Source organism: Butyrivibrio sp. WCE2006, assembly GCF_000701985.1.
GTDB lineage: Bacteria > Bacillota > Clostridia > Lachnospirales > Lachnospiraceae > Butyrivibrio.
Map to the genome: position 1 here is coordinate 41,041 of NZ_JNKH01000018.1, position 25,467 is coordinate 66,507.

Sequence of the window (25,467 nt, forward strand, 5' to 3'; positions counted from 1 at the left end):
TTAATGAGGTGGACATATTAAAGTTAAGGCTGAACATACTCAGTCCTTATGTAGATAAATTTATAATTGAAGAAGCAACGATGACTTTTTCCGGCGAGGAAAAGGAGCTTTGCTTTGAAAAGAATAAGGAACAGTTCAGTGAGTTCCTGGACAGAATTGAGTATGTGGTAGTAACTGATACTCCTAAGGAAGCTCTTACTCACGAAAGGGATTATTTTCAGAAAAATCATCTGATCGAGGGGCTTCAGAAGGTGGGAGCAACAGGTGATGATGTGATTCTTTTTGGGGATGCTGATGAGATACCCAATCCGAAAGTACTTAAAAATATAATCGATAACTTTGATAAGACAAAGGTTTATCATCTGGCTCAGAGAAATTTTTACGCTTTCTTTAATATGGAGGAAAAATCCGGCAAGCTTTTATCGATTACCGGTGATTTCCCAAACATCCCGGATTCTGAGAGAAAGTGGCTTGGAACCAAGGTTACATCAATTGACAACATTCCAAAGGAAGGAATGGTAAGGTTAAGAGATCTGGTGCCAGTGGATGACAAACGCTCAATCAGGGTTGAGGATGGAGGCTGGCATTTTGGATACATGGGAGGTCAGCACGAGGATAATCCTGCAAAGAGGATTGGAGTAAAGGTTAAGGCTGCAGCACACCAGGAATACAATGACAGGGAAATACTGGCAGAGACCATGGATCGTCTGGTTCTTGGCCAGGATATATTTGGAAGAGATGCAAAATTCGAAAGAGTTGAAATAGATGAAACTTACCCGGAGTATTTGAGAGAGCATATTGGGGAATATGATTATCTTGTGATGCCTGTGATCACACCGTTTTCAAGGCTTTACCATAAGATTGATATCACAGCCGGGAGATTTTGCAGAAAAGCTTATCACAAGCTGAGGAGGATGCTTAAGTAACTGTATTTGGAACAACTGTAAATGGTTTTGTCCGGAGGAGGATTATGAGTACAAATTTATCTGCCAGGATGTCTGCACTTAGAGTCTCGCCTACCACAGCACTTTTTTCCAAGGTGGAGGAGATGAAAAAAAGGGGCGAAGACATCGTTTCGCTTAATGTGGGAGAACCTGATTTCCCAACGCCTGATAATATTAAGGAGGCGGGAATAAGGGCCATCAATGAAGATTTTACAAAGTATACTGCCGGAAACGGTATAGCGCCTCTTAGGGAGGCTATAATAAATAAGCTCAGTAAGGACAATGGTGTCACTTATGAGACTAATGAGGTTGCTGTCATGGTCGGTGCCAAGCAGGCACTTTTTGCTGCGCTCTGCGCTGTGGCCGGTGAGGGTGATGAAGTTATTGTCCCCACACCCTGCTATGTAAGCTATCCTGATATGATAACTCTCGCAGGTGCAAAGCCTGTTCTTGTTAATAGAAATTCTGATTTTTCACTTGATCTTAAAGCCATTGAGGATGCTTGTAATGAGCATACAAAGGCTGTTATAATATGCACTCCCGACAATCCGACAGGAAGGGTTTACACCGAGGATGAGCTGAGGGAGCTTGCAAGTATTGCCGTCCGCAAGGACATCTTTATTATTTCCGATGAAATCTATGAAAAAATAATATTTGGAGAGAATCGTCACTTCAGCATATCTTCTATAGAAGGAATGAAGGACAGGACCATTGTTGTTAATGGGTTTTCAAAGACCTATTCCATGACCGGCTGGCGCCTTGGATATGTATGCGGAAGAAAAGACGTGATCGCCAATTCGGTAAAGGTTCAGAGTCAGACAACCACTACACCGCCCAGTATTTCACAGTATGCGGGAGTCGAAGCCTTAAACGGGCCCCAGGACTCTGTGCAGAGGATGGTTGCTGAATTCCAGAAGAGAAGAGACTATGTGCAGGAGAGGCTTAAGGCTATTCCGGGAGTTATCTGTCAGGATATCCAGGGGGCATTTTATGCATTCTTCGATATAAGCGCTTTTCTGGGAAAAGAATATGAAGGGGCCGGATTGATAGAAAAGGATACAGATCTTTGCGAATATCTTTTGGAGAAATATCATGTGGCTGCAATGCCTGGAAGTGCCTATTTTGCGCCCGGATTCGTGAGAATTTCGTTTGCCTCATCCATGGAGGCGCTTAAAATGGCGCTTGACAGAATAGAAGCAGGCCTAAAAGCGCATAAATGTTGACTTTTAGAGAAAACTGTACTAAACTCAAAAACGTAATGATAAATTTGCAAAAACGCTAAGGATGTGTCCTTGAGGAAAGAGAGGGAGATATGGCTGAAAACAAGTTGAGAGAAGCAGCTTTAAAGCCGATTGCAACTATTAAGAAACCGGTAATTGCTGCAGAAAAGAAAGAAGAAGTAAAAGAAGCACCTAAGGCTGAAGTTAAGAAAGATGAGTCAAAGGCAGCTGAAAAGAAGAGTGCAGCAAAGAAGACTACTGCAAAGAAGACTGCAGAAAAGAAAACTACAGCCAAGAAGACAGAAACTGTAACTAAGGAAGAACCTAAGGCAGCAGCAAAGAAGCCTGCAACAAAGAAAGCAGCAGCTACAAAGACTGCTACAGCAAAGAAGGAAGAGCCTAAGAAGGAGACAGCAAAGAAAGAGCCTGCTAAGAAGGCTACAGCTGCTAAGACACCTGATACAAAGACAAATGTTGTTCTTCAGTATGCTGATAAGAGTGTTACTTATGACACATTTGTAGAGAATGCCAAGAATGTATGGCAGTATGACCTTGGAAGAGATGTTTCCGAGATCAAGACTCTTGAGCTTTATGTAAAGCCTGAAGATGGCAGAGTTTACTTTGTAGTAAACAGTGAGGTTCACGCTGATTTTGCTTTGTAATGAGAATCAGAATATTGCGTTTTTACCTGGCTTTACCGGGAAGAGCGTGGGAATCGGACTTCAATAATATAAAAATTCAAATCCCTGAAGGATTTTTAATCCTTCAGGGATTTTTTTAATTCAATAGGAAATTCCTTCGGATTTCCTATTGAATAAAAAGCGCTCCGCTATGGATGCGACTGGTGCGCAGATGAATTTTGCAAGCTAAAGCTTGCGCGCACCAACGTATAAAGAGTCACAAAGTGACTCTTTGTTCTTGACATACCTAATTTATAGTGGTAACTTATTCTCAGAAGATGTTAGCACTCAACCCTAATGAGTGCTAACATAAAAAGAAAGAGGTGAATGGATGCAACTGGATGACAGAAAAAAGAAAATACTGCATGCAATCGTCCGTAATTACCTCGAGACCGGTGAGCCTGTAGGAAGCAGAACCATTTCTAAATATACAGACTTGAATCTTAGTTCAGCCACTATTAGGAATGAGATGGCAGATCTTGAGGAGATGGGGCTTATAGTACAGCCACATACATCTGCCGGTAGAATTCCTTCAGATCAGGGATATCGTGTTTATGTAGACGAGATGCTTGCTGAAAAGGAACAGGAAGTTGAGAACATGAAGGAGATGCTTCTTGATAAAGAAGAGAAGCTTGAGAAGCTCCTTAAGCAGGTAGCAAGGACACTTGCAATTGATACCAATTATGCTTCAATGATCTCGGCTCCGATGATCAGAAGGAATAAGCTGAAATTTGTACAGATATCAAGAGTTGATGAAGAGCATCTGCTTACAACTATTGTTATAGAAGGTAACATGATCAAGAACCGCATGGTTGAGAGCTTTCAGGAACTTTCAGAGGCAGACATTCTAAAGCTTAACATCCTGTTAAACACAAGACTTGCGGGATTGTCGGTAGAGGATATCAACCTTGGACTGATAACGGCAATGAAGCAGGAGGCCGGAATCCACAGCGATATCATAGGTAAGATAATCGATGCCGCTGCTGAGGCAATTACAGAAGATGAAGACCTGCAGATATATACAAGCGGAGCTAATAACATTTTCCGATATCCTGAGCTTGCTGATAAGGAGAAGGCCAGCGATCTTATTACCACATTTGAGGATAAGAGTGATCTTACAAGCTTTGTTGAGAGTACTCTTCAGTCCAGCACAGAAGAGACAGGAATTCAGGTTTATATAGGAAATGAATCACCCGTACAGTCCATGAAGGATTGCAGCGTCGTCACAGCGACATATGATCTGGGTGAAGGCATGCGAGGTACGGTGGGTATCATCGGACCCAAGCGAATGGATTATGACAAAGTTGTCGGAGCACTTAAAAACATGATGAGAGCTCTGGATGATTTATATAAAAAAGAATAGAACCATAAGGAGTGTTTTAAGTGAGTAAGGAAGTAGAGAAGGACGTTAACACAGAGTCCGGAAAGAAAACAGCAAAGGAGCTTCAGCAGGAAGTTGCTGAGAAGGCAAAAGAGGTTGCTGATGCAGCTAATAAAGTAGCAGAAGCCGCTGAGGAAGAAGCAGAAGCTGCTGAGGAAGAAGCAGAAGCTGCTGAGAATGAAACTGCCGGAACAAATGCTGAGAATACTGATAAAGCAGCAGAAAATGCTGAAGGCGAGAAGAAGAGCATATTCGGTAAAAAGGAAAAGAAGAACCCCTTCAAAGAGAAATTTGAAGAGATGCAGGATAAATATATGCGTCAGCTTGCGGAGTTTGAAAACTTCCGTAAGAGAACAGATAAGGAAAAGGCGCAGATGTTTGACAATGGTGCAGCTAATGTACTTGAAAAGATTCTGCCCGTTGTAGACAACTTCGAAAGGGGACTGGCTGCTGTTCCCGAAGAAGAGAAGGGTTCCGCTTTTGCTGATGGAATGAACATGATTTACAAGCAGCTCATGAAGCAGATGGAGGATCTTGGTGTAACTCCCATAGAGGCTGTCGGAAAGGAATTTGATCCTAATTTCCACAACGCAGTAATGCAGGTTGACAGCGAAGAATATGAGGAAGGATTCGTAGCCCAGGAGCTTCAGAAGGGTTATATGTATCACGACACGGTGCTCAGACACAGCATGGTAGCCGTTGCAAAATGATTGATATAGGAATTCATAGTTACAAAATGAGGAAGTAGCATGTTAATGCGGATTCCGAATAGTTGTAGGATTGCGGGAGCATATCGAAGCAATCCGTATAGCAATTGATTATGTAAATTATTCATACGGAGGAAAATAAAATGAGTAAGATCATAGGTATCGATTTAGGAACAACTAACAGCTGCGTAGCTGTTATGGAAGGTGGTAAGCCCACAGTTATAGCTAATGCAGAAGGTGCAAGAACAACACCTTCAATCGTAGCTTTTACAAAGAATGGCGAGCGTCTTGTAGGTGAGCCTGCTAAGCGTCAGGCTGTAACAAATGCTGAGAATACAATATCATCTATCAAGAGAGATATGGGTACAGATAATGGCCGTACAATTGATGGCAAGAAGTATTCACCCCAGCAGATTTCAGCTATGATTCTTCAGAAGCTGAAATCAGACGCAGAACAGTATCTCGGCGAATCAGTATCAGAGGCAGTAATCACAGTTCCTGCATATTTCAATGATGCACAGCGTCAGGCTACAAAGGATGCAGGTAAGATTGCAGGTCTTGAAGTAAAGCGTATCATCAACGAGCCTACAGCAGCAGCTCTTGCTTATGGTCTTGATAACGAGAAAGAGCAGAAGATCATGGTTTACGACCTTGGTGGTGGTACATTCGATGTATCAATCATTGAGATTGGTGATGGTGTCATCGAAGTTCTTTCTACAAACGGTGATACACATCTTGGTGGTGATGACTTCGACCAGAAGATCATCGACTGGATGGTTTCAGAATTTAAGGCTAAAGAGGGCGTAGACCTCTCAGGCGATAAGATGGCTATGCAGAGACTTAAGGAAGCTGCAGAGAAGGCTAAGAAAGAGCTTTCTGCTTCAACAACAACAAACATCAACCTTCCTTTCATCACTGCTACAGCAGAAGGTCCTAAGCATTTTGATATGGATCTTACAAGAGCTAAGTTTGAAGAACTTATCCATGATCTTGTAGAGAGAAGTGCTATCCCTGTTCAGAACGCTATGAAGGATGCTGGTCTTAATTATTCAGACCTTGGCAAGGTCCTTCTTGTTGGTGGTTCAACACGTGTTCCCTGTGTTGTTGAGAAGGTTAAACAGCTTACAGGACATGAGCCTTCAAAGAACCTCAACCCTGATGAGTGCGTAGCTATAGGTGCAGGTATCCAGGGTGGTAAGCTTGCAGGTGATGAGGGTGCAGGCGATATCCTTCTTCTTGATGTAACACCTCTTTCACTTTCAATCGAGACCATGGGTGGTGTAGCTACAAGACTTATCGAGCGTAACACAACAATTCCTACAAAGAAGAGCCAGGTATTCTCAACAGCAGCTGATAACCAGACAGCAGTTGATATCAACGTTCTTCAGGGTGAGAGACAGTTCGCTAAGGATAATAAGTCACTTGGACAGTTCCGTCTTGATGGAATACCTCCGGCAATGAGAGGAATCCCTCAGATCGAGGTTACATTCGATATTGATGCAAACGGTATCGTTAACGTATCAGCTAAGGATCTTGGAACAGGTAAGGAGCAGCACATCACAATTACTGCAGGTTCCAACATGTCTGACGAGGATATCGATAAGGCTATCAAGGAAGCTCAGGAGTATGAGGCTCAGGATAAGAAGCGTAAGGAAGGCATTGATGCCCGCAACGAAGCTGACTCATTCGTATTCCAGACAGAGAAGGCTATTCAGGAAGTAGGCGATAAGATCGATCCTTCTCAGAAACAGACAGTAGAAGCTGATCTTAAGGCTCTTAAGGATACACTTGAGCAGACTAAGGATCGTGAGCTTACTGACAGCGAGATCGATACAATCAAGAGCCAGAAGGAAAAGCTCATGACAGATGCACAGGCACTGTTCGCAAAGGTTTATGAGAGCGCACAGGGTGCAGCTGGTCAGCAGGCAGGCCCCGACATGAACATGGGCGGAGCAGGTGCTCAGAGCACAGACGCAGGCTCAAACGATGATGTAGTAGACGGTGACTACAGAGAAGTATAATCGTTACTGTTCAGACAGCTCTGCGCACTTGCTGCGCTGAGCGTGAGAATGTTCTACGTCTTGAATATAGGATTTGCCCCTTTGCCGAAGGCAACTGGAATGGGCAAATCCAGTTGCTGTGAGCACCGTAAGGTGTGAACAGTAACGTATAATCAATTCGTTCATAAAACTTTAATAAATAAATGATTGCTAATGCCCAATACATAATATAAGATGGATTGGGCGTTAGCGTCTTTATATATGCTTAAAAAGCACTTTATTTTTCAGGTTTAAGATAGTCCTGTGAAAACCATTGTATATATAAGGTTTCGGTTACCGTTAGGTAAGATTTTTGGAGAGCATACGGTACCCGTATCCGACCGGACTTGGTCAGATTAAAATTAGAGTTTATAGAGGTGAAAGACATGGCAGATCAGAAACGCGATTATTACGAGGTCCTTGGCGTAAGCAAGGGAGCTAGTGATGATGAGATAAAAAAAGCATACCGTGTTCTTGCTAAAAAATACCATCCGGATATGAATCCCGGAGATGCTGCTGCGGCAGATAAATTCAAAGAAGCATCAGAAGCATATGCGGTACTTAGTGATCCGGAGAAGAGACGTCAGTATGACCAGTTCGGACATGCTGCATTTGATCAGGGAGCTGGCGGTTACGGTGGATTTGATTTTAATGGTGCTGATTTTGGAGATATTTTCGGAGATATCTTTGGAGATTTCTTTGGAGGTGGCAGAAGAAGTCAGGGTGCAAGAAGTGGCCCTGCAAAGGGAGCCAATATTCGTGCAAGTGTTCGCATAACCTTTGAGGAAGCGGTTTTCGGATGCGAGAAGGAATTAGAGCTGAGACTTAAGGATCCCTGCCCGACCTGCAAGGGAACCGGAGCTAAGCCAGGTACAACTGCCCAGATGTGTCCTAAGTGTGGTGGTAAGGGGCAGGTTGTATTTACACAGCAGTCATTCTTTGGAACAGTAAGAAATGTTCAGACATGTCCTGATTGTAACGGTAGTGGTAAGGTTATTAAGGATAAGTGTACTGATTGTGGCGGTACAGGATATGTTTCCAGTACCAAGAGAATACAGGTTTCAATTCCTGCAGGTATAGATAACGGACAGAGCGTAAGAATCCGTGAAAAGGGCGAGCCCGGACGAAACGGAGGACCAAGAGGTGATCTTCTTGTTGAGGTTATCGTAGCAGATCATCCTATTTTCCAGCGTCAGGATTATGATATTTTTTCAACAGTTCCTATGTCCTATGCAGTAGCTGCACTGGGCGGAACAGTTGCTATTGATACTGTTGACGGTAAAGTACTCTATGATGTTAAGGCCGGCACACAGACAGATACAAGGGTCAGACTTCGCGGAAAGGGAGTTCCTACACTCAGGAACAAGGACATTCGTGGTGACCATTATGTAACACTTGTAGTTCAGGTTCCGGATAAGCTTTCAAAGGAAGCTAAGGAACTTCTGAAGCAATTTGATGAAAAGACGGGAGACAGCCTTCATGCTGCTGACAGCATTTCCGGTAATAAAGATGGAAATGATGACAACAAGAAAAAAGGCGGATTTTTCGGTAAAAAGAAATAATTTAAAAGCGGGGAGCAATACACTCTCCGCTTTTTGTACATAGGACGGGAGCTATGAAATATCCCGAATAAAACCGGGCATTGCCACGCAGCTGCCTATTTGATTAATATAGATATATTTAGAGGTGAAAACTATGAAGTGGATGCGCTTTCGAATTAAAACTAATGAGGAATCTGAGGATATTATTGTCAGCAGTATGCTTGATATCGGCCTTGAGGGGGCTCAGATAGAAGATAATGCTCCTTTGACAGCAGCTGATAAGGAGCAGATGTTTACTGATGATCTGCAGGATGCTGATGATGAAGAGACCGGTGTTGACAGCACAATGATAGATTCCAGCATAGATGATGGATGTGCATTCCTGAACTTCTTTGTAGAGGTAGATGACGACAATACGCTTACTGTTCATGAATATGATGAGAATGGCGATGACACAGAGGTTAAAAAGACACCTGATGAGATGAAGGCTTCTATTAAGCAGGTGCTTGATGAACTTAGGACATTCTCTGATATTGGAGATGGAACCATATCTGTGGATGTGACAGAGGACGTGGACTGGATTAATAACTGGAAACAGTATTTCCATAAATTTTTTGTTGATGATGTGCTTGTTATTCCTTCATGGGAGGAGCCAAGTGATGAGGATAAGGAGAAAGCAAAAACATTGCTTCATATAGATCCCGGTACGGCATTTGGTACAGGTATGCATGAGACCACACAGCTTTGCATCAGAGCACTTAAAAAATATATGACTCCCGGAGCGGAGGTTCTTGATGTCGGTACAGGAAGCGGAGTACTGTCTATCCTTGCTATGAAGTTTGGTGCGGGACACTGCGTAGGAACAGATCTTGATCCCTGCTCTGAACCGGCAGTTGCTGATAATAAGAAGGGCAATGATATAGCAGATAAGGATTTTGATCTGATCATCGGTAACATTATTGATGATGAGAAAGTACAGGATGCTGTCGGTAAAGAAAAGTATGATATTGTGGTAGCAAACATTCTTCCCTATGTCCTTGTGCCGCTTACTCCGATAGTTCCCGGACTTTTGAAGGAGGGAGGTATTTATATTACCTCCGGAATAATAGAGGCAAAAGAGGAAGTGATAAGAAAAGCCCACGAGGATGCTGGTCTTACTATTATCGAGACTGCAAAACAGGGTGAGTGGGTTTCTGTTATTTCCAGAAAATAAAGACTTAATTTAGAAAAAGCACCTGTAAAAATGGGCTTTTGTGCAGAATGTAGGAGATGTTATGTACCATTTTTTTGCTGAGAGTGGTCAGCTTATAGACGATGGGAAAAGAATAATAATAACCGGTGACAATTATAATCACATGGTTAATGTCCTCAGAATGAAGGCAGGAGAAGAATTCTCCGTGAGCTTTACTGATGGAGAGGATAGCGCAGAGTCTGTGGATGATACTGTTATCAGCACGCAGAAAGAGTACAGATTTGGAATAGAATCGATTTCCCAGACGGAACTTGTGGGAGAACTCAGGTTTATAAAGGAATCAGGCGCTGAGCTCCCATCTAAGATATATCTTTTTCAGGGACTTCCCAAGGCTGATAAAATGGAGCTTATAATTCAGAAGGCAGTGGAGCTTGGGGCATATCAGATAGTCCCTGTCAAAATGAAGAGATCCGTAGTAAAGCTTGATGATAAAAAGTCTGCATCAAAAATAAAACGATGGTCAGCTATATCAGAGGCTGCTGCAAAGCAGAGTAAAAGGGCGGTTATTCCGGAAGTTACCATGCCTATGACCTTTAAAGAGGCAGTGCAGTATGCAAAGGATCTGGATGTAAAGCTTCTTCCTTATGAGATGGCTGAGGGAATGGATTATACAAGGCAGCTTATTAGTTCAATTAAGCCGGGACAGAGTATAGGAATTTTTGTCGGTCCGGAAGGCGGCTTTTCAGAAGAAGAGGTTTTGTATGCCGGTGAAAACGGCTTTAAGTCCATAACTATGGGGAAACGTATTCTTCGCACAGAGACAGCAGGCTTTACAATGCTTGCCTGGTTAATGTATAATCTTGAAGTTTGAAAAATTTTTTATCGATAAAAACAGGTTGGAACAATGGAAATATATTTAGATAATTCAGCAACTACAAAGGTCTATGCTGACGTAGCTGATATTTGCATAAAGGCAATGACTGAGGATTATGGTAATGCTTCAAGTATGCATCACAAGGGAGTTGAAGCAGAGCAGTATCTGAAGGAGGCTACTGAGAAGATTGCAAAGACTCTAAAGGCTAAGCCTAAGGAAATTCTATTTACGTCAGGTGGTACGGAATCAGATAATATTGCGATAATCGGTGGTGCATATGCTCATCACAGAGAGGGCAAACATCTTATAACCACATCAATCGAACATCCGGCAATTTTGAATTCCATGAAACATCTTGAGGAACAGGGATTTGAGGTTACATACCTTAAGGTTTCAGAGGAAGGCGTAATTGACCTTGAAGAGCTGAAGAACTCTATAAGAGAAGATACCATACTTGTTTCAATCATGGCTGTAAACAACGAAATAGGTTCACTGATGCCGCTTAAGGAAGCAGGAACCATAATACACGGAATTAATCCCAGGATATTGTTCCATGTTGATGCTGTTCAGGGATACGGTAAACTCAGTATTATTCCAAAGCAGCTTGGAATTGATCTCATGTCTGTGAGTGGCCATAAGGTTCATGGTCCTAAGGGAATTGGATTTTTATATATTAGGGACGGAGTAAGAATACTTCCTATCTCTTATGGCGGAGGCCAGCAGGGAGGAATGCGCTCGGGAACTTTGAATATTCCGGGAATAGCCGGCCTGGGAAGAGCCTCTGAGGAAATATACGAATATTTTGATGAGAAGACAAACAGACTGTATTCATTAAAGAGCAGACTTATTAAGGGACTTTTATCAAATCTTTCAGATGTGAGAATAAATGGCATTGATACTTCCAAGAGAAGCATCAGCTCACTTTCTGATGAAGAGCTGGGCGACATTATTTCAAAAACAGCGCCGCACATTATAAGTGTGTCAGTAAAGGGCGTAAGGGCAGAAGTCCTTTTACACGCTCTTGAGGATAAAAAAATATATGTATCTGCAGGAAGTGCCTGCTCATCCAATCATCCCAGCATTTCCGCAACCTTAAAGGCGATAAACCTTCCAAAGGAATTCTGGGACAGTACGGTTCGTATCAGTATGTCAGAATTTACGACAGAGCAGGAAATAGATGATACTGTAAAAGCATTTGCAGATATAGTGCCAATGCTCAGGCAGTTTTCAAGACGATGATTTTGAAAAAGTAGTTTATCAGAATTGTTTTAGTTAAAAAGGAGTTTTTATGCAATACCATGCATTTATTATAAAATACGCTGAGATCGGAATAAAAGGTAAGAACAGATATCTTTTTGAGGAAGCCCTTGTTAGACAGATGGAGAGAGTTCTTGAAAACTGCGAGGGTGAATTCAGCATCTTCAGAGTATCCGGAAGAATATATTTAAATGCCAAAGGCTTTGATTTTGATGAAACTGTTGCAGCACTGCAGAGAGTTTTTGGTATAACAGGAATCTGCCCTGCGGTATGCATTGAGAGAGATGGCAACGGCAAGCTCCCTGATATAAATGGTCTTTCACAGGAAGTTATTAAGTTCATTGACGGAGTTTATCCGGATAAAAACAAGACCTTTAAGATTAAGTGCAGACGTGTTGATAAGACATATCCCCTTGATTCTATGGAAGCTGCAGCTGAAATCGGAGCACAGGTTCTGGATGCGTATCCGGAGATGAAGGTTGATGTCAGAAATCCTCAGATCCTTATAAGTGTTGAGATCAGAGAGAAGGTAAATATCTATTCTGAGATAATTCCGGGACCCGGAGGAATGCCTATCGGAACCAGTGGAAAAGCCTGTCTTCTCCTTTCCGGTGGTATAGATTCTCCTGTTGCAGGATATATGATTGCCAAGAGAGGCGCTGAGATTGAGGCAGTATATTTCAACGCACCTCCGTATACCAGTGAGAGAGCAAAGCAGAAGGTAATAGATCTTGCAAAAGTTATCGCCAAGTATACAGGTAAAGTCAGACTTCATATCATTAACTTTACCGATATTCAGATGTATATATATAAACAGTGCCCGCATGATGAGCTTACTATCATCATGCGCAGATACATGATGAGAATAGCTGATATTATTGCAGCTCAGAATAAATGTATGGGGCTTATAACCGGTGAGAGTATCGGTCAGGTTGCATCACAGACTATGGAAAGTCTTATGGCAACTAATGAAGTTGTTACAGATATGCCTGTTTACAGACCACTTATTGCATTTGATAAGCAGGATATTGTAGATATATCTCTTAAGATTGATGCTTATGAGACTTCAATTCTTCCTTATGAGGATTGCTGCACAATATTTGTTGCAAAGCATCCTGTAACAAAGCCGAGACTTGAAGTAATTCGTTCCCATGAACATCGTCTTGATGAAAAAATAGATGAACTTGTAAAGATAGCACTCGATACAGATGAGATTCTGGAGATTGAGGTAAACTAAGTGCGCTGCCCGGCAAGTTTCACTAAATTTGAAAGTACCTCTTTGCATTGCTCGCACTAAGTGTTTTGTTTAAACTAAAAAAACCTGCGATATTAATCGCAGGTTTTAAGTAGTTTTTTAGATTAAATCATGTATGGCTTCAAGATTGCCAATACTTCATCGGCGCCATCTTCAGCATGGATGTTCAGGTCGATCGGCTTTGAAAGATCGAGTGAGAAGATACCCATGATGGACTTTGCGTCAATTACATATGTACCTGATACAAGGTCAAAATCATAATCAAACTTTGTAATATCGTTTACAAAAGACTTAACCTTATCGATAGAGTTTAAAGAAATTTTTACGGTTTTCATTGCGCAAATACCTCCTTCTTTTGTTTCATAATAAACGGAAGGACGTTAAAAGTCAATGATATATACGTTACAAAAATAGTGGAGGTTTAATATGAAAAGTGTCGCCTTACACAGTCTTGGATGCAAGGTTAATAGGTACGAGACGGATGTTATGGGACAAAAGTTACAAGAAAATGGATATAAAATTGTCGCATTTGATGAAATTGCTGACATATATATCATAAATACCTGTTCCGTAACAGCAATTGCTGACCATAAAAGTAGACAGATGCTTCATAAGGCTAAGCGCAGAAATCCGGAATCGATAGTGGTTGCATGTGGCTGCTATGTCGAGACTGATAAGGATGGTGTAAAGCTTGATGACAGCGTTGACCTTATAGTGGGAAACAATAAAAAGGCAGATATAGTAGAGATTTTAAGCGAGTATTTCAAGGAGCAGGAGGAAGAGGCTGAGGATACTGATAAGCTTTTAGGAGGCATCAGTGTTACTGAGATTAATGACCCTGCACAGCAATATGAGCGCATGGAGCTTAAAAGTATGCCGGGACATACAAGAGCATATATTAAGATTCAGGACGGTTGTAACCAGTTTTGTTCTTATTGCATAATTCCCTATGCAAGAGGAAGAATCAGAAGCAGAGAAGAATCTGATATTGTGGAAGAGGTTCAAAAGCTTGCAAAGGATGGCTGTAAGGAGATTGTTCTTACAGGTATTCATATAAGCTCTTACGGTGTGGATAAAGGCGAGTCAGCCCTTCTTCCGCTTTTGCAGAAACTAAATGCAATCGATGGAATAGAGAGAATAAGGCTCAGCTCACTTGAACCCAGAATAATAACAGCTGAAATGGCAGAGGGAATGGCTGCTCTTCCCAAGGTGTGTCCTCATTTTCACCTCTCACTTCAGAGCGGAAGTAACGATACACTAAAGAGAATGAACAGACATTATTCTGCTGAAGAATACAGTGAAAGCGTAAGACTTTTAAGGAAAGCCTATGAGCTTCCTGCCATAACAACAGATATTATAGTTGGATTCCCGGGAGAGACTGAAGCTACATTTGAGGAGAGCAGACAGTTTGCAGAGGATATTAATTTCTATGAAATGCATGTATTTAAGTATTCTCCGAGAAAAGGAACAGTGGCTGCCAAAATGGAAGATCAGCTTACTGATAGGGAAAAGACTGCAAGAAGTAATGTCCTCTTAACTATGACAAAGGAACAATCCAGAAAATACCGTGAAAGTTTCCTTGGTAAAACAGAAAAGGTATTGTGGGAGGATATTGAAGAGATTGATGGCAGAAAGTATATGATCGGACTCACTACCAGATATATAAGAGTCGCAGTTAAAGAGGATGATGCAAAAGCCTTAAATATCGTATCAGGAAGCATAACAGAACATACGCTTAATAGTTTCTTAAGAGACGATACATTGCTTATTTAAGGGATTTGTACTATCATTATACTTAACTAAGTGTCGGATAAAGTAGCGCAGGGTGACTGCGAATTATATATAAATCAAGAAAGGACAACAAAATGGCAGATACTAATCTTGGAAACACACAATTTTTTAAAGTTGAGGTTGATCCTGAGACAGGCGTTAAGAAGGTGCTTTCAATCGTATATGAAGCACTTCTGGAGAAGGGATATAACCCGGTCAATCAGATAGTTGGATACATTATGTCAGGTGATCCGACTTATATTACCAGCCATATGGGAGCAAGAAGCCTTATCATGAAAGTTGAAAGAGACGAACTTGTTGAGGAGATGCTCACGGAGTACATTAAGAATAATAACTGGTCCAGAAAATAATGCGAATTATGGGTTTGGATTACGGATCGAGGACCGTGGGGGTTGCAATCAGCGATGAGCTTTTGCTTACAGCCCAGGCCAAGGAGATTATCCGTAGAAAAGATGAAAACAAGCTTCGGAAAACGCTTGCGCGTATAGAGGAACTGATCCAGGAGTATAAAGTGGAAATGATCGTGCTGGGACTTCCGCTTAATATGGATCAGTCTGAATCTGTGCGCTCTGTGTTATCAGAAGAGTTTAGGGACAAGCTTGAGAGACGCACTGCCATCCCTGTGATAATGTGGGATGAACGCCTGACGACGGTAGAGGCGGATGCCATTATGGATGAAGTGGGTATCAAGAAGGCCGACCGAAAAGAATACGTAGATATGATCGCGGCTCAGATAATTTTGCAGGATTATCTTGATAACCGTGATAAAGCAGAGGTTAAATAATAAAATATATGGAAAAGATTACATTTCGTCCTGAAGGCGGAGAGCCGGTGGACTTTTTTGTGTTGGAACAGACTGTGATAGGAGCAAAATCTTATATTCTTGTTACAGATACTAAAGATGGAGACGGAGAGGCGCTTATTTTGCGTGATGATTCAGCTGAGAATGAAGCTGAGGCAAACTATACCATCGTCGATGATGACAAGGAGCTTGAGGCGGTAGCTGTTATTTTCAGAAAGCTTCTTGAAGAAGATGATATCGGATTAGATTGATTAATGATAATAGTGATTTCTTTAACGTAAAAAACGGTGATGCGCGTAGAAATCTAAATATATTTAATGGCTTTAAAGTTACATCGGATCGATTGAAGTGACCATTCAGGATTATCCGAACTATGAACAAGGGAAAATGTTCGGAATTCTATTAATGTTTTGGAGATTATTTCCATCCTCAGGTTAAACTTTTTAGCTTTGTAACAAATTGGAGGATAAACTGATTGAATAAAAAGAAAACGAATAATTCTGGTTCAGGACTGCAAGTGATTCCGCTTGGCGGCTTGGAACAGATTGGTATGAACATTACTGCCTTCAGATATGAGGACAGTATTATTGTAGTGGATTGCGGTCTGTCATTCCCGGATGATGATATGCTGGGAATTGATCTGGTTATTCCGGATATTACATATTTGAAAAATAACATTGATAAAGTCAAGGGATTCGTAATAACACACGGACATGAGGACCACATAGGAGCTCTTCCCTATGTACTTAAGGAGCTGAATGCTCCAATCTATGCCACAAGACTTACGATGGGCATAATTGAACATAAGCTTGAAGAGCATGGCCTTTTGAAGAAGGTCAGACGTAAGGTTGTAAAGTTTGGACAGTCAATAAATCTTGGAGATTTCAGGGTTGAGTACATCAGAACAAATCACTCAATCGTAGATGCTGCTGCACTTGCAATCTATTCACCTGCGGGAATAGTTGTCCACACAGGAGACTTTAAGGTGGACTACACGCCTGTTTTTGGTGATCCTATCGATCTGCAGAGATTTGGAGAGATTGGTAAAAAGGGAGTTCTTGCACTTATGTGTGATTCTACCAATGCAGAACGTCCCGGATTTACAGCATCTGAGAGAACTGTTGGTAAGACATTTGATTCTCTTTTTGAAGAACACTCTGATTCAAGAATCATTGTTGCTACGTTTGCATCCAATGTGGACAGAGTTCAGCAGATCATAAATACTGCTTACAAGTTTGGAAGAAAGGTTGTAGTAGAGGGAAGGAGTATGGTCAATATCATAGATATTGCCCAGAAACTCGAATGTATTAAGATCCCTGATAACACCCTTGTGGATATAGACCAGTTAAAGAATTATCCCGACAATAAAACCGTTATCATTACCACGGGAAGTCAGGGAGAGAGCATGGCTGCACTGAGCCGTATGGCTAGCGGTCAGCACAAAAAGATTAGCATTCGCCCCGGTGATACAATTATCTTTTCATCACATCCTATACCGGGAAATGAAAAGGCGGTTACCAATATCATCAACGATCTTCTTGTGAGAGGAGCTGATGTTATTTTCCAGGATGTACATGTTTCAGGACATGCCTGCCAGGAGGATATTAAGCTGATATATACACTGGTACGTCCTAAATATGCTATTCCTGTTCACGGTGAGTATAAGCACCTCATTGCCCAGAAGAATATTGCAATGGGACTTGGAATGGATAAGGATGATATTTTCATCATAAGATCCGGTGATGTTCTTGAGCTTAAGGAGAACAGTGCCAAGGTTGTTGGTAAGGTGCCTACAGGTGCGATACTTGTTGACGGATTGGGCGTCGGAGACGTGGGTAATGTGGTTCTGCGCGATAGACAGCGACTGGCTGAGGATGGTATAGTCATTGTTGTATTCGGTATAGACAGGGAAAATGCTCAGCTTATTTCAGGACCCAGCATCGTTTCCAGAGGATTTGTTTACGTGCGTGAATCAGATCAGCTTATAGATGATGCTACTGATCTTGTTCTTGATGAGATCACTGAGGCACTTGATAAGAACATAACCGACTGGAACAAGCTTAAGAATATAGTTAAGGATGTCCTGTCTGACTTTATATGGAAAAAGACTAAGAGAAGACCCATGATACTTCCTATAATCATGGATTCTAATTACTGATGTGAAAAGAGGAGTTATGGACGCCAGAGGTGTTGGATTAGGTATACTGGATACCATCGTAAAAGGTTTTTTGGTTATTGTTTGCATAATGATGATTAGTAAATATGCATCCGTGGCTTATGATTACGGATATCATATTTACAATCAGACACCGGCTTCACAGTATGATACCAGAACCGTGACGATTTCGATAACTGACAGTATGTCGGTGACAGAGATTGCGGAGCTTTTGGAGAACCGTGGACTTGTTAAGGATAAAAATCTATTTTGGTTGCAGGAACGTTTTTCTGAATATCACGGAATGATCGCTCCGGGAACCTATGATCTTAGTCCTTCAATGACACCGGATGAGATAATCGGAATCATGTGTGCAGCTAGCATAGAAGCTGACAAGGAGGCTGCGGAGTGATCAGTGACGAGAGAATAAGTACCTTCATCAATTCACTGGATCAGGGCAATGAGCCGTTTTTAGATGAGCTTGAAAGAGAATCGCTTTCGGGAGATGTTCCGATAATAAGGAAGGAGACCCAGAGTCTTATTAAGTTCCTTCTTCAGATGAATCATCCTAAGAACATATTGGAGGTTGGCTGTGCGGTAGGCTTTTCTGCACTTTTGATGGCAACCTATTCAGATCCGGATACTAAGATTACGACTATTGAGAAGTTTGAGAAACGTATACCGGTGGCTCATGAAAACTTTGATAAATACGATACAAACCATAAAATCACACTGCTTGAGGGGGATGCAGCCGACATTTTGGCAGAGCTCTCCGGGCAGTATGATTTTATTTTTATGGATGCTGCAAAGGGTCAGTACATTAATTTTTTACCGGATTGTAAGAGATTACTTAAGGCCGGTGGGCTGCTCCTTTCTGATAACGTGTTACAGGACGGCGATGTGATGGAATCACGCTTTGCGGTGACAAGACGCAACAGGACCATCCATGAGAGAATGAGGGAGTATCTGTTTGCAATCAAACATGATCCGGAGCTATCCAGTGTAATATTAAATGTGGGCGACGGAATGGCAATGTCGCTGAAGTTATAAAAGAGGTAAATAATGAGTAAAAGACGTAAACCTGAGCTGCTTATACCTGCAAGCAGCCTTGAAGTACTAAAAACAGCAGTTATATTTGGAGCGGATGCGGTTTACATAGGAGGTAACTCCTTCGGACTTCGCGCCAAGGCAAAAAATTTCAGCCATGATGACATGGCAGAGGGTATAAAATTTGCTCATGAGCATGGCGTGCATGTACATGTAACTGCTAATATCCTTGCCCATAATGATGATCTTAAGGGAGCTGAGGAGTATTTTCATGAATTAAAGGAACTGGGACCTGATGCGCTTATTATCGCAGATCCCGGTATGTTCATGATGGCGAGAAGAATATGCCCTGAGATTGATATCCACGTATCTACACAGGCAAATAACACCAACTATGAGACCTATAAATTCTGGGCGGATCTTGGTGCCAAGAGAGTCGTTGCAGCCAGGGAACTTTCACTTAAAGAAATAAAAGAAATTCGAGAGAACATACCGGATGATCTGGAGGTTGAGAGCTTTATTCACGGAGCTATGTGTATAAGCTATTCCGGAAGATGCTTGTTATCTAACTATTTTACCGGAAGAGATGCTAACCACGGAGAATGCACACATCCTTGCCGCTGGAAATATGCTGTGGTGGAGGAAACGAGACCCGGCGAATATCTTCCTGTCTATGAAAATGAGAGAGGATCCTTTATTTTCAATTCAAAAGATCTGTGCATGATAGAACATATTCCTGAGCTGGTTGACGCCGGTGTTGACAGCTGCAAAATCGAGGGACGCATGAAAACAGCCCTTTACGTAGCGACTGTTGCGCGAACCTATCGCAAGGCTATTGATGATTACTTCGAATCTGAAGAGAAGTACAAAGAGAATATGCCCTGGTATCTTGATGAGATCTCAAGATGTACATACAGACAGTTCACCACAGGCTTCTATTTTGGTAAACCCTCTGATGAGGCTCAGATTTACGATGCAAATACTTATGTAAATGAATATACATATCTTGGCATTGTCGGAGAGGTTACAGAGGATGGATATGCCAGAATCGAGCAGAGAAATAAGTTCTCAGTAGGTGACACCATCGAGATTATGAAGCCCGATGGACGCGATATAGAGACCAAAGTCCTTGACATGAAAAACGAAGCAGGGGAGGATGTTGAGAGCTGCCCGCATTCCAAGGAAGTTATCTATCTAAAACTGGACCAGCTCACGGAGAAGTACGATATTTTGAGAGTACACACAGGGGTTAATTGAAGAAGCCGTAGGTGTGAAAGTTATATTTTTGAAATGATTTTATTAAGCTAGTGTAGCTAATAGTGTTTATTGTTGAAAAAGGGGAAAGTGATGAAAAAAGTTTGGGGAATATTTGGGGGGTTATTATTTATTCTTTTTTTTGTGTGTATTCCATGCAATGCAATGGTCTCAAAGGCACTCAGCGGTTACGTGAAATTTTCGAATGTTACAAGTAAATCCATTACTGTCGATCTTGTATCAAGTACTTCTAGTATCAGATCCAGTGATCCGGGTGCAGAATTCACAAAGTATGCTCTTTGGCTACGAATTCTGGATCGTAAGACTGACCATGACAGTTTGGTTAAGAAAGTTGATGTAGATGGTGGTGCAACATCATATACATTTACGGGTCTTTCTTCGGGAAGAACTTACCAGGTAGAACTTCATAGCTCTTTTAGAAATGGTTCTTCAGGCGGAGAAAGTGTTTGTTTTGGAGAAGTGGAAACAAAACGTTCAAACGTTGGTTATCCGATAAAGCTTAGTGGAGTGACGGATTCTACCATTGCTATTTCATATGATGAAGCCATAAAGCAGCTAATCAAGGACTGTAAGGACAGAAATTGGACCAATATTCAGCCATTTGAAAAAACTCCCTATATGGGCATAGCTGCTGAGAGCAAAACCGTAAATACAAGTAAGGCTCTCAAGAATGCTCTTGGCAAAGCACTTGAGGCAGAACAGAGTTACAATAAAAATAATGAATATGTATTTAAAAAATTAAAGCCGAAAACAACCTATGCAATTTGTATGGTGGTTCCATTTTACTATACTAACGAGTATGGTCTCGATAAAGTAGGAGACGAGTATTTTGAACTTACCGGAGTTACAACAGATTCATCAGGCGCCTATACCGGTGATGATGTTGGGGATACATCTACCAAAAGCTATATTAACAATAAGTTTGACCCGACAACCAAAGGTATAGAGGTGACTTCAGATAATTTTTCAACTTCAAAATATGCTAATTTTTCTGTGAGTACTACAGAGACTTCCATAACTTTGGATTGGTCAAAGTATCAGGACGTTACTACTGCCGGCAGTAGTGGCAAATTCTATGCTGTATGTGTAGAGGATAAGGCATATGATGTTTTCAAAGATATAGATAAGTATGGCTATAACTATAATTGGGGTCCCAATATGAGGAGTGCTATAAATCAGGCAAAAAAGTCTCCCTCTAAAAATGCCATTTCCAAGGGGAAAACCAGTTATACTATCAAAAATTTGAAAAAAGGCACAAGGTATTGCCTGGTATTTAAATGTGGATGCAAAAATGAAAAGTATAAACACAAAACTGTGTACGTGGTAAATAAAGTATATACAACAGGTGCCTCAAAGGAGAACATAAAACATACATATGATAAAATCACCAAAGGATACATGTTTGATTACTCTGTTAAGAGAGAAGGTAAAACTTTCCTTTTAGACTGGGCTGATGCACGAAGTAAATATATGAATCAGAGTATTTTCAAAGAGTATCCCATGAGGCAGAGTATGTCTTATGTTACGGTAAAATATGAGGAAATCCCGGCTAATGCAACAAATAAAGAAGTAGAACAGATATATATAAAGCTTGATAATCACTATGGGGATAATTATTTTATTGTAGATGTTCCGGCAACCAGGACGAGAATATATAATCTTGATGTCAAAAAGAAATATGTATTTCGTTTGGAAATCAATTATGAAATAGCAAAAGATGGTGAAACATATCTCAATAACGATTATTTTTACTATGATGATACAGGCGAGAACTACCATAGGAAGAAAGCGTTAGGTCATCTTACTCCTGATCCTAAGCCGGTAGATGATACTCCCGGTTCCAACCCGGGAGACAATACTCCCGGACCTACCCCAGGAGACAATACTCCCGGACCTACCACAGGAGACAATACTTCCGGTTCCAACCCGGGAGACAATACTCCCGGACCTACCACAGGAGACAATACTTCCGGATCTAACCCGGGAGAAAACACTCCTGGTCCTAGCGCAGGAGACAACACTCCTCATCCAAAATCAGGAGATGATGAGGGTGCCTTTAATCCAGGTGGAACAAATCCCGGTGTATCCGCTCCGGGTAGTGATGCCTCTAAAGATGAGAAAATGGTCCTTGTTGGCAAAAAGCTGGACCAAAAGGCTCACATTTACGTGAGTGATTCCAAGCTTAAGGCATCCAAGTTGAAGCATTCAAAAAAGAATGTAACTATTAAGATAGAAAACTCAAAAGGAAAAATAACTGTAAAGAATTCTTCCAAAGAGAAATTAAAAGACTATGTAAAGCTGAAAATAAAAGGACGCCAGATAAACGCTACGTTTAAGAAAGGTGCTCCCAAAGGGATCTATAAGTTTAAAGTTACTGTCAACGCTAAGGACGGTATCAAAAAGACAGTTCAAACAGTTAAAATAAAAGTGAAATGATAAAGGGACGGTTCGTTCGACTTGTTGAGATTGCCGATAATAAGGCAACAAAGATAATTCTCAATGAGTCAGATGAACCGTTCATTTGTTATGTCAATATTATTTGAGAAATTTAATTTTATATAGTACAATCATTTGCGAATACTCAGATTAAGTTTAGAGTATAAAAGAAAGGGCTAACCTCATAGTCGGGTAGATTAGTGTAAAGTTGATCGAAGGCCTTTGAAAAAAGATATATTGACTACAATTAAAAAGAATGAGGTGTATATGAGCGAACAGGTCAAAGTTGAAGAATTATTTGGCAAAAATGTATTTACACTTGAGAAGATGCGCGAGCGACTTCCCAAGAATGTATATAAAGAGGTCATCCAGGTCATGGAAAATGGCGGGGATCTCTCACTTGCATCAGCTGATGCTGTTGCAAATGCCATGAAGAACTGGGCGATGGAGAATGGTGCAACACATTATACGCACTGGTTCCAGCCTCTTACAGGTATCACAGCTGAAAAACACGATGCTTTTATTACCAGTGCCCGTGGTGACGGACATATGATGACTTCCTTTTCAGGAAAGGATCTGATAAAGGGTGAGCCTGATGCGTCATCTTTCCCGTCAGGTGGTCTTCGCGCAACATTTGAGGCTAGAGGATATACGGCATGGGATATAACTTCTCCTGCGTTTTTGAAGGAATCAGGAGCAGGTGTTACACTTTGCATACCTACAGCTTTCTGCTCTTATAACGGAGAGGCACTGGATAAGAAGACTCCGCTTCTTAGATCCATGGAGGCTGTAAGTCAGCAGGCTCTCAGGATTGTTCATCTTTTTGGTAATACTGATGCTAAAAAAATAAATGTATCTGTTGGACCTGAGCAGGAATACTTCCTTGTAGACTGGAAGAAGAGCTTAAAGCGCCCTGACCTTATCTTTACCGGTCGTACTCTTTTCGGAGCACAGCCGCCTAAGGGACAGGAAATGGAGGATCACTACTTCGGCGTTATCAGAGAGCGCGTTGGAGAGTTTATGAAGGACCTTAATAATGAGCTTTGGAAGCTTGGTGTTCCAGGTAAGACTCAGCACAACGAGGTAGCTCCCGGACAGCACGAGCTCGCACCTATTTATGAGACAGCAAATATAGCTGTAGATCACAACCAGATAATCATGGAGACCATGAAGAGAGTTGCAGAGCATCATAATATGAGATGTCTTCTTCATGAAAAGCCCTTTGCCGGTGTAAACGGTTCAGGTAAGCATGACAACTGGTCACTTTGCACAGACAATGGAGTAAACCTTCTTGATCCCGGTGATACTCCTAATGAAAACATTCAGTTCCTATTTGTACTTGCATGCATTGTTAAGGCAGTAGACCGTCATGCAGATATACTTAGACAGAGCGCTTCAGATGTAGGTAATGACCACCGTCTTGGCGCAGATGAGGCACCTCCGGCTATAATCTCTATTTTCCTTGGAGAGCAGCTTGAGGACGTAGTTCGCCAGCTTATAGAGACAGGTGAAGCCAAGAGATCAAAACGTGGCGGAAAGCTCAAGACAGGTGTTTCCACACTTCCTGAATTCGAGAAGGATGCTACAGACAGAAACCGTACATCACCTTTTGCCTTTACAGGTAACAAGTTTGAGTTCCGTATGGTAGGTTCATCGGATTCTATGGCAAGTTCAAATACAGCTCTTAATACTATAGTAGCAGAGGCTTTCTGTGAGGCAGCAGACAGACTTGAGAAGGCATCTGACTTCGATATGGAAGTACATGATATTATCAAGGAATATCTCACAGAGCACCAGAGAGTAATCTTCAACGGTGACGGATATTCTGATGAGTGGAAGAAGGAAGCTGAGAGAAGAGGACTTCCCAACATTCCTTCAACAATTGAGGCAGCAGAAGTTCTTACAACCACAAAGGCAGTAGAGCTTTACAAGAAATTTGGCGTATTTACAAAGACAGAGCTTGAATCCAGACAGGAGATTATCTTTGCTACATATTCAAAGACAATCAATATCGAAGCTCTTACAATGATAGATATGGCAAGCAAGCAGATTATTCCCGCTGTTATGAAGTATGCAGGAAGACTGGCTGCAGATATCAATGAAGTTACAAATACAGGCTGTGATGCCTCTGTAATGGTAAGTGAGCTTAAAGAGATAACAGGCGAGCTTAACGCCATGAAGAAGGCACTTGATAAGCTTAAGAAGGAAGAAGAGAAGGCAAGAACAATAGTGGATGCAAGAGAGCGTGCATATTATTGCAAGGATAAGGTTGTTCCTACAATGACAGCACTTAGAACTCCTGCTGATAAGTTGGAAATGCTGGTTGATAAGAAGGATTGGCCGTTCCCGACATATGCTGATCTCCTCTTTGAGGGCTGATAATCTATGTTTCCCGATCACAAACGATAGGAATTCCTTTCGTATGTGGTTGGGATTTTTTAAAAGTTAATAAAAAGAGAGTTAAAATTTTCTGATGACAATAACGTTATGCGCCATGAAAGTGGAAAATGGAGATTTTTTTTGAAAAAACTATTATTTAATAGCTTTGCGAAAAAACCAGTAGTATAAGGCTAATAGAGAAAACTCTGGTCCTCATAGAAAATATTTTTAAAAAAATTAAAAAAAGTGCTTGCATTTTATCCTAAACTTACGTATAATTCATTCTTGTCGATGGGCTATCGCCAAGCGGTAAGGCAACGGACTCTGACTCCGTCACTCCGTAGGTTCGAATCCTACTAGCCCAGCTAAACTCCTCAGAATTACTTCTGGGGAGTATTTTTTTATTCAATAGGAAATTCCTTCGGATTTCCTATTGAATAAAAAGCGCTCCGCTATGGATGCGACTGGTGCGCAGATGAATTTTGCAAGCTA

General features: G+C 41.4%; 22 protein-coding genes and 1 tRNA gene. 22 read left to right on the plus strand and 1 reads right to left on the minus strand.

The features are described 5' to 3' along the window. Positions 1-8: 8 nt before the first annotated feature. The 11 genes from T501_RS12160 to thiI all read left to right on the plus strand — a co-directional run bounded on the left by T501_RS12160 (position 9) and on the right by thiI (position 13,072). Complete coding sequence (locus T501_RS12160) at positions 9-926, plus strand: glycosyltransferase family 17 protein (RefSeq protein WP_442856372.1); 918 nt, start codon at positions 9-11, stop codon at positions 924-926. Between the two features lie 44 nt (positions 927-970). Further along, a complete protein-coding gene (locus T501_RS12165) occupies positions 971-2,167 on the plus strand; it encodes a pyridoxal phosphate-dependent aminotransferase (RefSeq protein ID WP_044915073.1) in 1,197 nt (398 codons plus the stop codon). An 89-nt stretch (positions 2,168-2,256) separates the two neighbouring features. Beyond that, positions 2,257-2,826 carry a DUF6465 family protein gene (locus T501_RS12170; RefSeq protein ID WP_049945664.1) on the plus strand — a complete coding sequence of 190 codons (570 nt, stop codon included), beginning with the start codon at positions 2,257-2,259 and terminating at the stop codon, positions 2,824-2,826. 349 nt (positions 2,827-3,175) lie between these two features. Then, positions 3,176-4,207, plus strand: a complete 1,032-nt coding sequence (gene hrcA / locus T501_RS12175; RefSeq protein ID WP_044915075.1) for a heat-inducible transcriptional repressor HrcA — start codon at positions 3,176-3,178, stop codon at positions 4,205-4,207. Positions 4,208-4,227: 20 nt separating this feature from the next. Beyond that, complete coding sequence (gene grpE / locus T501_RS12180) at positions 4,228-4,935, plus strand: nucleotide exchange factor GrpE (RefSeq protein ID WP_026509599.1); 708 nt, start codon at positions 4,228-4,230, stop codon at positions 4,933-4,935. A gap of 140 nt (positions 4,936-5,075) precedes the next feature. Next, positions 5,076-6,953: a molecular chaperone DnaK gene (dnaK, locus tag T501_RS12185; protein WP_044915077.1), complete on the plus strand. Its 1,878-nt coding sequence runs from the start codon at positions 5,076-5,078 to the stop codon at positions 6,951-6,953. A gap of 404 nt (positions 6,954-7,357) precedes the next feature. Next, positions 7,358-8,533, plus strand: coding sequence for a molecular chaperone DnaJ (dnaJ, locus tag T501_RS12190; protein ID WP_026509597.1), 1,176 nt, complete (start codon positions 7,358-7,360; stop codon positions 8,531-8,533). A 133-nt stretch (positions 8,534-8,666) separates the two neighbouring features. Next, positions 8,667-9,725 (plus strand): 50S ribosomal protein L11 methyltransferase, encoded by a 1,059-nt coding sequence (locus T501_RS12195; protein ID WP_026509596.1) that lies wholly within the window; start codon positions 8,667-8,669, stop codon positions 9,723-9,725. Positions 9,726-9,786: 61 nt separating this feature from the next. After that, the gene (locus T501_RS12200) at positions 9,787-10,575 is read left to right on the plus strand and encodes an RsmE family RNA methyltransferase (RefSeq protein WP_026509595.1); all 789 of its coding nucleotides are present in this window, start codon (positions 9,787-9,789) and stop codon (positions 10,573-10,575) included. A gap of 33 nt (positions 10,576-10,608) precedes the next feature. After that, the gene (locus T501_RS12205; protein ID WP_044915079.1) at positions 10,609-11,817 is read left to right on the plus strand and encodes a cysteine desulfurase family protein; all 1,209 of its coding nucleotides are present in this window, start codon (positions 10,609-10,611) and stop codon (positions 11,815-11,817) included. Between the two features lie 49 nt (positions 11,818-11,866). Then, the gene (gene thiI, locus T501_RS12210) at positions 11,867-13,072 is read left to right on the plus strand and encodes a tRNA uracil 4-sulfurtransferase ThiI (RefSeq protein ID WP_044915081.1); all 1,206 of its coding nucleotides are present in this window, start codon (positions 11,867-11,869) and stop codon (positions 13,070-13,072) included. Between the two features lie 122 nt (positions 13,073-13,194). Here the strand turns inward: thiI and T501_RS12215 are convergent, their stop codons facing one another. Next, the gene (locus T501_RS12215) at positions 13,195-13,425 is read right to left on the minus strand and encodes an HPr family phosphocarrier protein (protein ID WP_044915083.1); all 231 of its coding nucleotides are present in this window, start codon (positions 13,423-13,425) and stop codon (positions 13,195-13,197) included. Positions 13,426-13,516: 91 nt separating this feature from the next. On the opposite strand from T501_RS12215, the gene mtaB reads away from it, so the two are divergent. The 11 genes from mtaB (at position 13,517) to T501_RS12270 (ending at position 25,340) form a co-directional block, all read left to right on the plus strand. Next, complete coding sequence (gene mtaB / locus T501_RS12220) at positions 13,517-14,863, plus strand: tRNA (N(6)-L-threonylcarbamoyladenosine(37)-C(2))-methylthiotransferase MtaB (RefSeq protein ID WP_026509592.1); 1,347 nt, start codon at positions 13,517-13,519, stop codon at positions 14,861-14,863. Positions 14,864-14,955: 92 nt separating this feature from the next. Beyond that, positions 14,956-15,231, plus strand: a complete 276-nt coding sequence (locus tag T501_RS12225; RefSeq protein WP_026509591.1) for an IreB family regulatory phosphoprotein — start codon at positions 14,956-14,958, stop codon at positions 15,229-15,231. After that, positions 15,231-15,665, plus strand: a complete 435-nt coding sequence (gene ruvX, locus T501_RS12230) for a Holliday junction resolvase RuvX (protein ID WP_026509590.1) — start codon at positions 15,231-15,233, stop codon at positions 15,663-15,665. Before T501_RS12225 ends, ruvX begins: the two co-directional genes overlap by 1 nt. An 8-nt stretch (positions 15,666-15,673) precedes the next feature. After that, positions 15,674-15,934, plus strand: coding sequence for a DUF1292 domain-containing protein (locus tag T501_RS12235; protein WP_026509589.1), 261 nt, complete (start codon positions 15,674-15,676; stop codon positions 15,932-15,934). A gap of 224 nt (positions 15,935-16,158) precedes the next feature. Further along, the gene (locus tag T501_RS12240; protein WP_044915085.1) at positions 16,159-17,841 is read left to right on the plus strand and encodes a ribonuclease J; all 1,683 of its coding nucleotides are present in this window, start codon (positions 16,159-16,161) and stop codon (positions 17,839-17,841) included. A 16-nt stretch (positions 17,842-17,857) separates the two neighbouring features. Then, the gene (locus T501_RS12245; RefSeq protein WP_026509587.1) at positions 17,858-18,250 is read left to right on the plus strand and encodes an endolytic transglycosylase MltG; all 393 of its coding nucleotides are present in this window, start codon (positions 17,858-17,860) and stop codon (positions 18,248-18,250) included. Beyond that, the gene (locus T501_RS12250; protein WP_044915088.1) at positions 18,247-18,888 is read left to right on the plus strand and encodes an O-methyltransferase; all 642 of its coding nucleotides are present in this window, start codon (positions 18,247-18,249) and stop codon (positions 18,886-18,888) included. The genes T501_RS12245 and T501_RS12250 overlap by 4 nt, the downstream gene beginning before the upstream one ends. 12 nt (positions 18,889-18,900) lie before the next feature. Beyond that, entirely contained in the window at positions 18,901-20,142 is a 1,242-nt protein-coding gene (locus T501_RS12255) for a peptidase U32 family protein (RefSeq protein WP_044915090.1), read from the plus strand. Positions 20,143-20,331: 189 nt separating this feature from the next. After that, on the plus strand, positions 20,332-22,596 hold the full coding sequence (locus tag T501_RS20320) for a fibronectin type III domain-containing protein (RefSeq protein ID WP_155994852.1): 2,265 nt from the start codon (positions 20,332-20,334) through the stop codon (positions 22,594-22,596). A gap of 267 nt (positions 22,597-22,863) precedes the next feature. After that, on the plus strand, positions 22,864-24,975 hold the full coding sequence (locus tag T501_RS12265; protein WP_044915092.1) for a glutamine synthetase III family protein: 2,112 nt from the start codon (positions 22,864-22,866) through the stop codon (positions 24,973-24,975). Between the two features lie 292 nt (positions 24,976-25,267). After that, a tRNA-Gln gene (locus tag T501_RS12270) sits at positions 25,268-25,340 on the plus strand. The last annotated feature ends 127 nt before the right edge of the window (positions 25,341-25,467 follow it).

Excerpts from the sequence above, each read along its gene's own strand:
- T501_RS12165 (WP_044915073.1), top strand. The coding sequence starts at position 971 with ATGAGTACAAATTTATCTGCCAGGATGTCTGCACTTAGAGTCTCGCCT.
- T501_RS12170 (WP_049945664.1), top strand. The coding sequence starts at position 2,257 with ATGGCTGAAAACAAGTTGAGAGAAGCAGCTTTAAAGCCGATTGCAACT.
- hrcA (WP_044915075.1), top strand. The coding sequence starts at position 3,176 with ATGCAACTGGATGACAGAAAAAAGAAAATACTGCATGCAATCGTCCGT.
- dnaK (WP_044915077.1), top strand. The coding sequence starts at position 5,076 with ATGAGTAAGATCATAGGTATCGATTTAGGAACAACTAACAGCTGCGTA.
- dnaJ (WP_026509597.1), top strand. The coding sequence starts at position 7,358 with ATGGCAGATCAGAAACGCGATTATTACGAGGTCCTTGGCGTAAGCAAG.
- T501_RS12195 (WP_026509596.1), top strand. The coding sequence starts at position 8,667 with ATGAAGTGGATGCGCTTTCGAATTAAAACTAATGAGGAATCTGAGGAT.
- T501_RS12200 (WP_026509595.1), top strand. The coding sequence starts at position 9,787 with ATGTACCATTTTTTTGCTGAGAGTGGTCAGCTTATAGACGATGGGAAA.
- T501_RS12205 (WP_044915079.1), top strand. The coding sequence starts at position 10,609 with ATGGAAATATATTTAGATAATTCAGCAACTACAAAGGTCTATGCTGAC.
- thiI (WP_044915081.1), top strand. The coding sequence starts at position 11,867 with ATGCAATACCATGCATTTATTATAAAATACGCTGAGATCGGAATAAAA.
- T501_RS12215 (WP_044915083.1), bottom strand. The coding sequence starts at position 13,425 with ATGAAAACCGTAAAAATTTCTTTAAACTCTATCGATAAGGTTAAGTCT.
- mtaB (WP_026509592.1), top strand. The coding sequence starts at position 13,517 with ATGAAAAGTGTCGCCTTACACAGTCTTGGATGCAAGGTTAATAGGTAC.
- T501_RS12225 (WP_026509591.1), top strand. The coding sequence starts at position 14,956 with ATGGCAGATACTAATCTTGGAAACACACAATTTTTTAAAGTTGAGGTT.
- ruvX (WP_026509590.1), top strand. The coding sequence starts at position 15,231 with ATGCGAATTATGGGTTTGGATTACGGATCGAGGACCGTGGGGGTTGCA.
- T501_RS12235 (WP_026509589.1), top strand. The coding sequence starts at position 15,674 with ATGGAAAAGATTACATTTCGTCCTGAAGGCGGAGAGCCGGTGGACTTT.
- T501_RS12245 (WP_026509587.1), top strand. The coding sequence starts at position 17,858 with ATGGACGCCAGAGGTGTTGGATTAGGTATACTGGATACCATCGTAAAA.
- T501_RS12255 (WP_044915090.1), top strand. The coding sequence starts at position 18,901 with ATGAGTAAAAGACGTAAACCTGAGCTGCTTATACCTGCAAGCAGCCTT.
- T501_RS12265 (WP_044915092.1), top strand. The coding sequence starts at position 22,864 with ATGAGCGAACAGGTCAAAGTTGAAGAATTATTTGGCAAAAATGTATTT.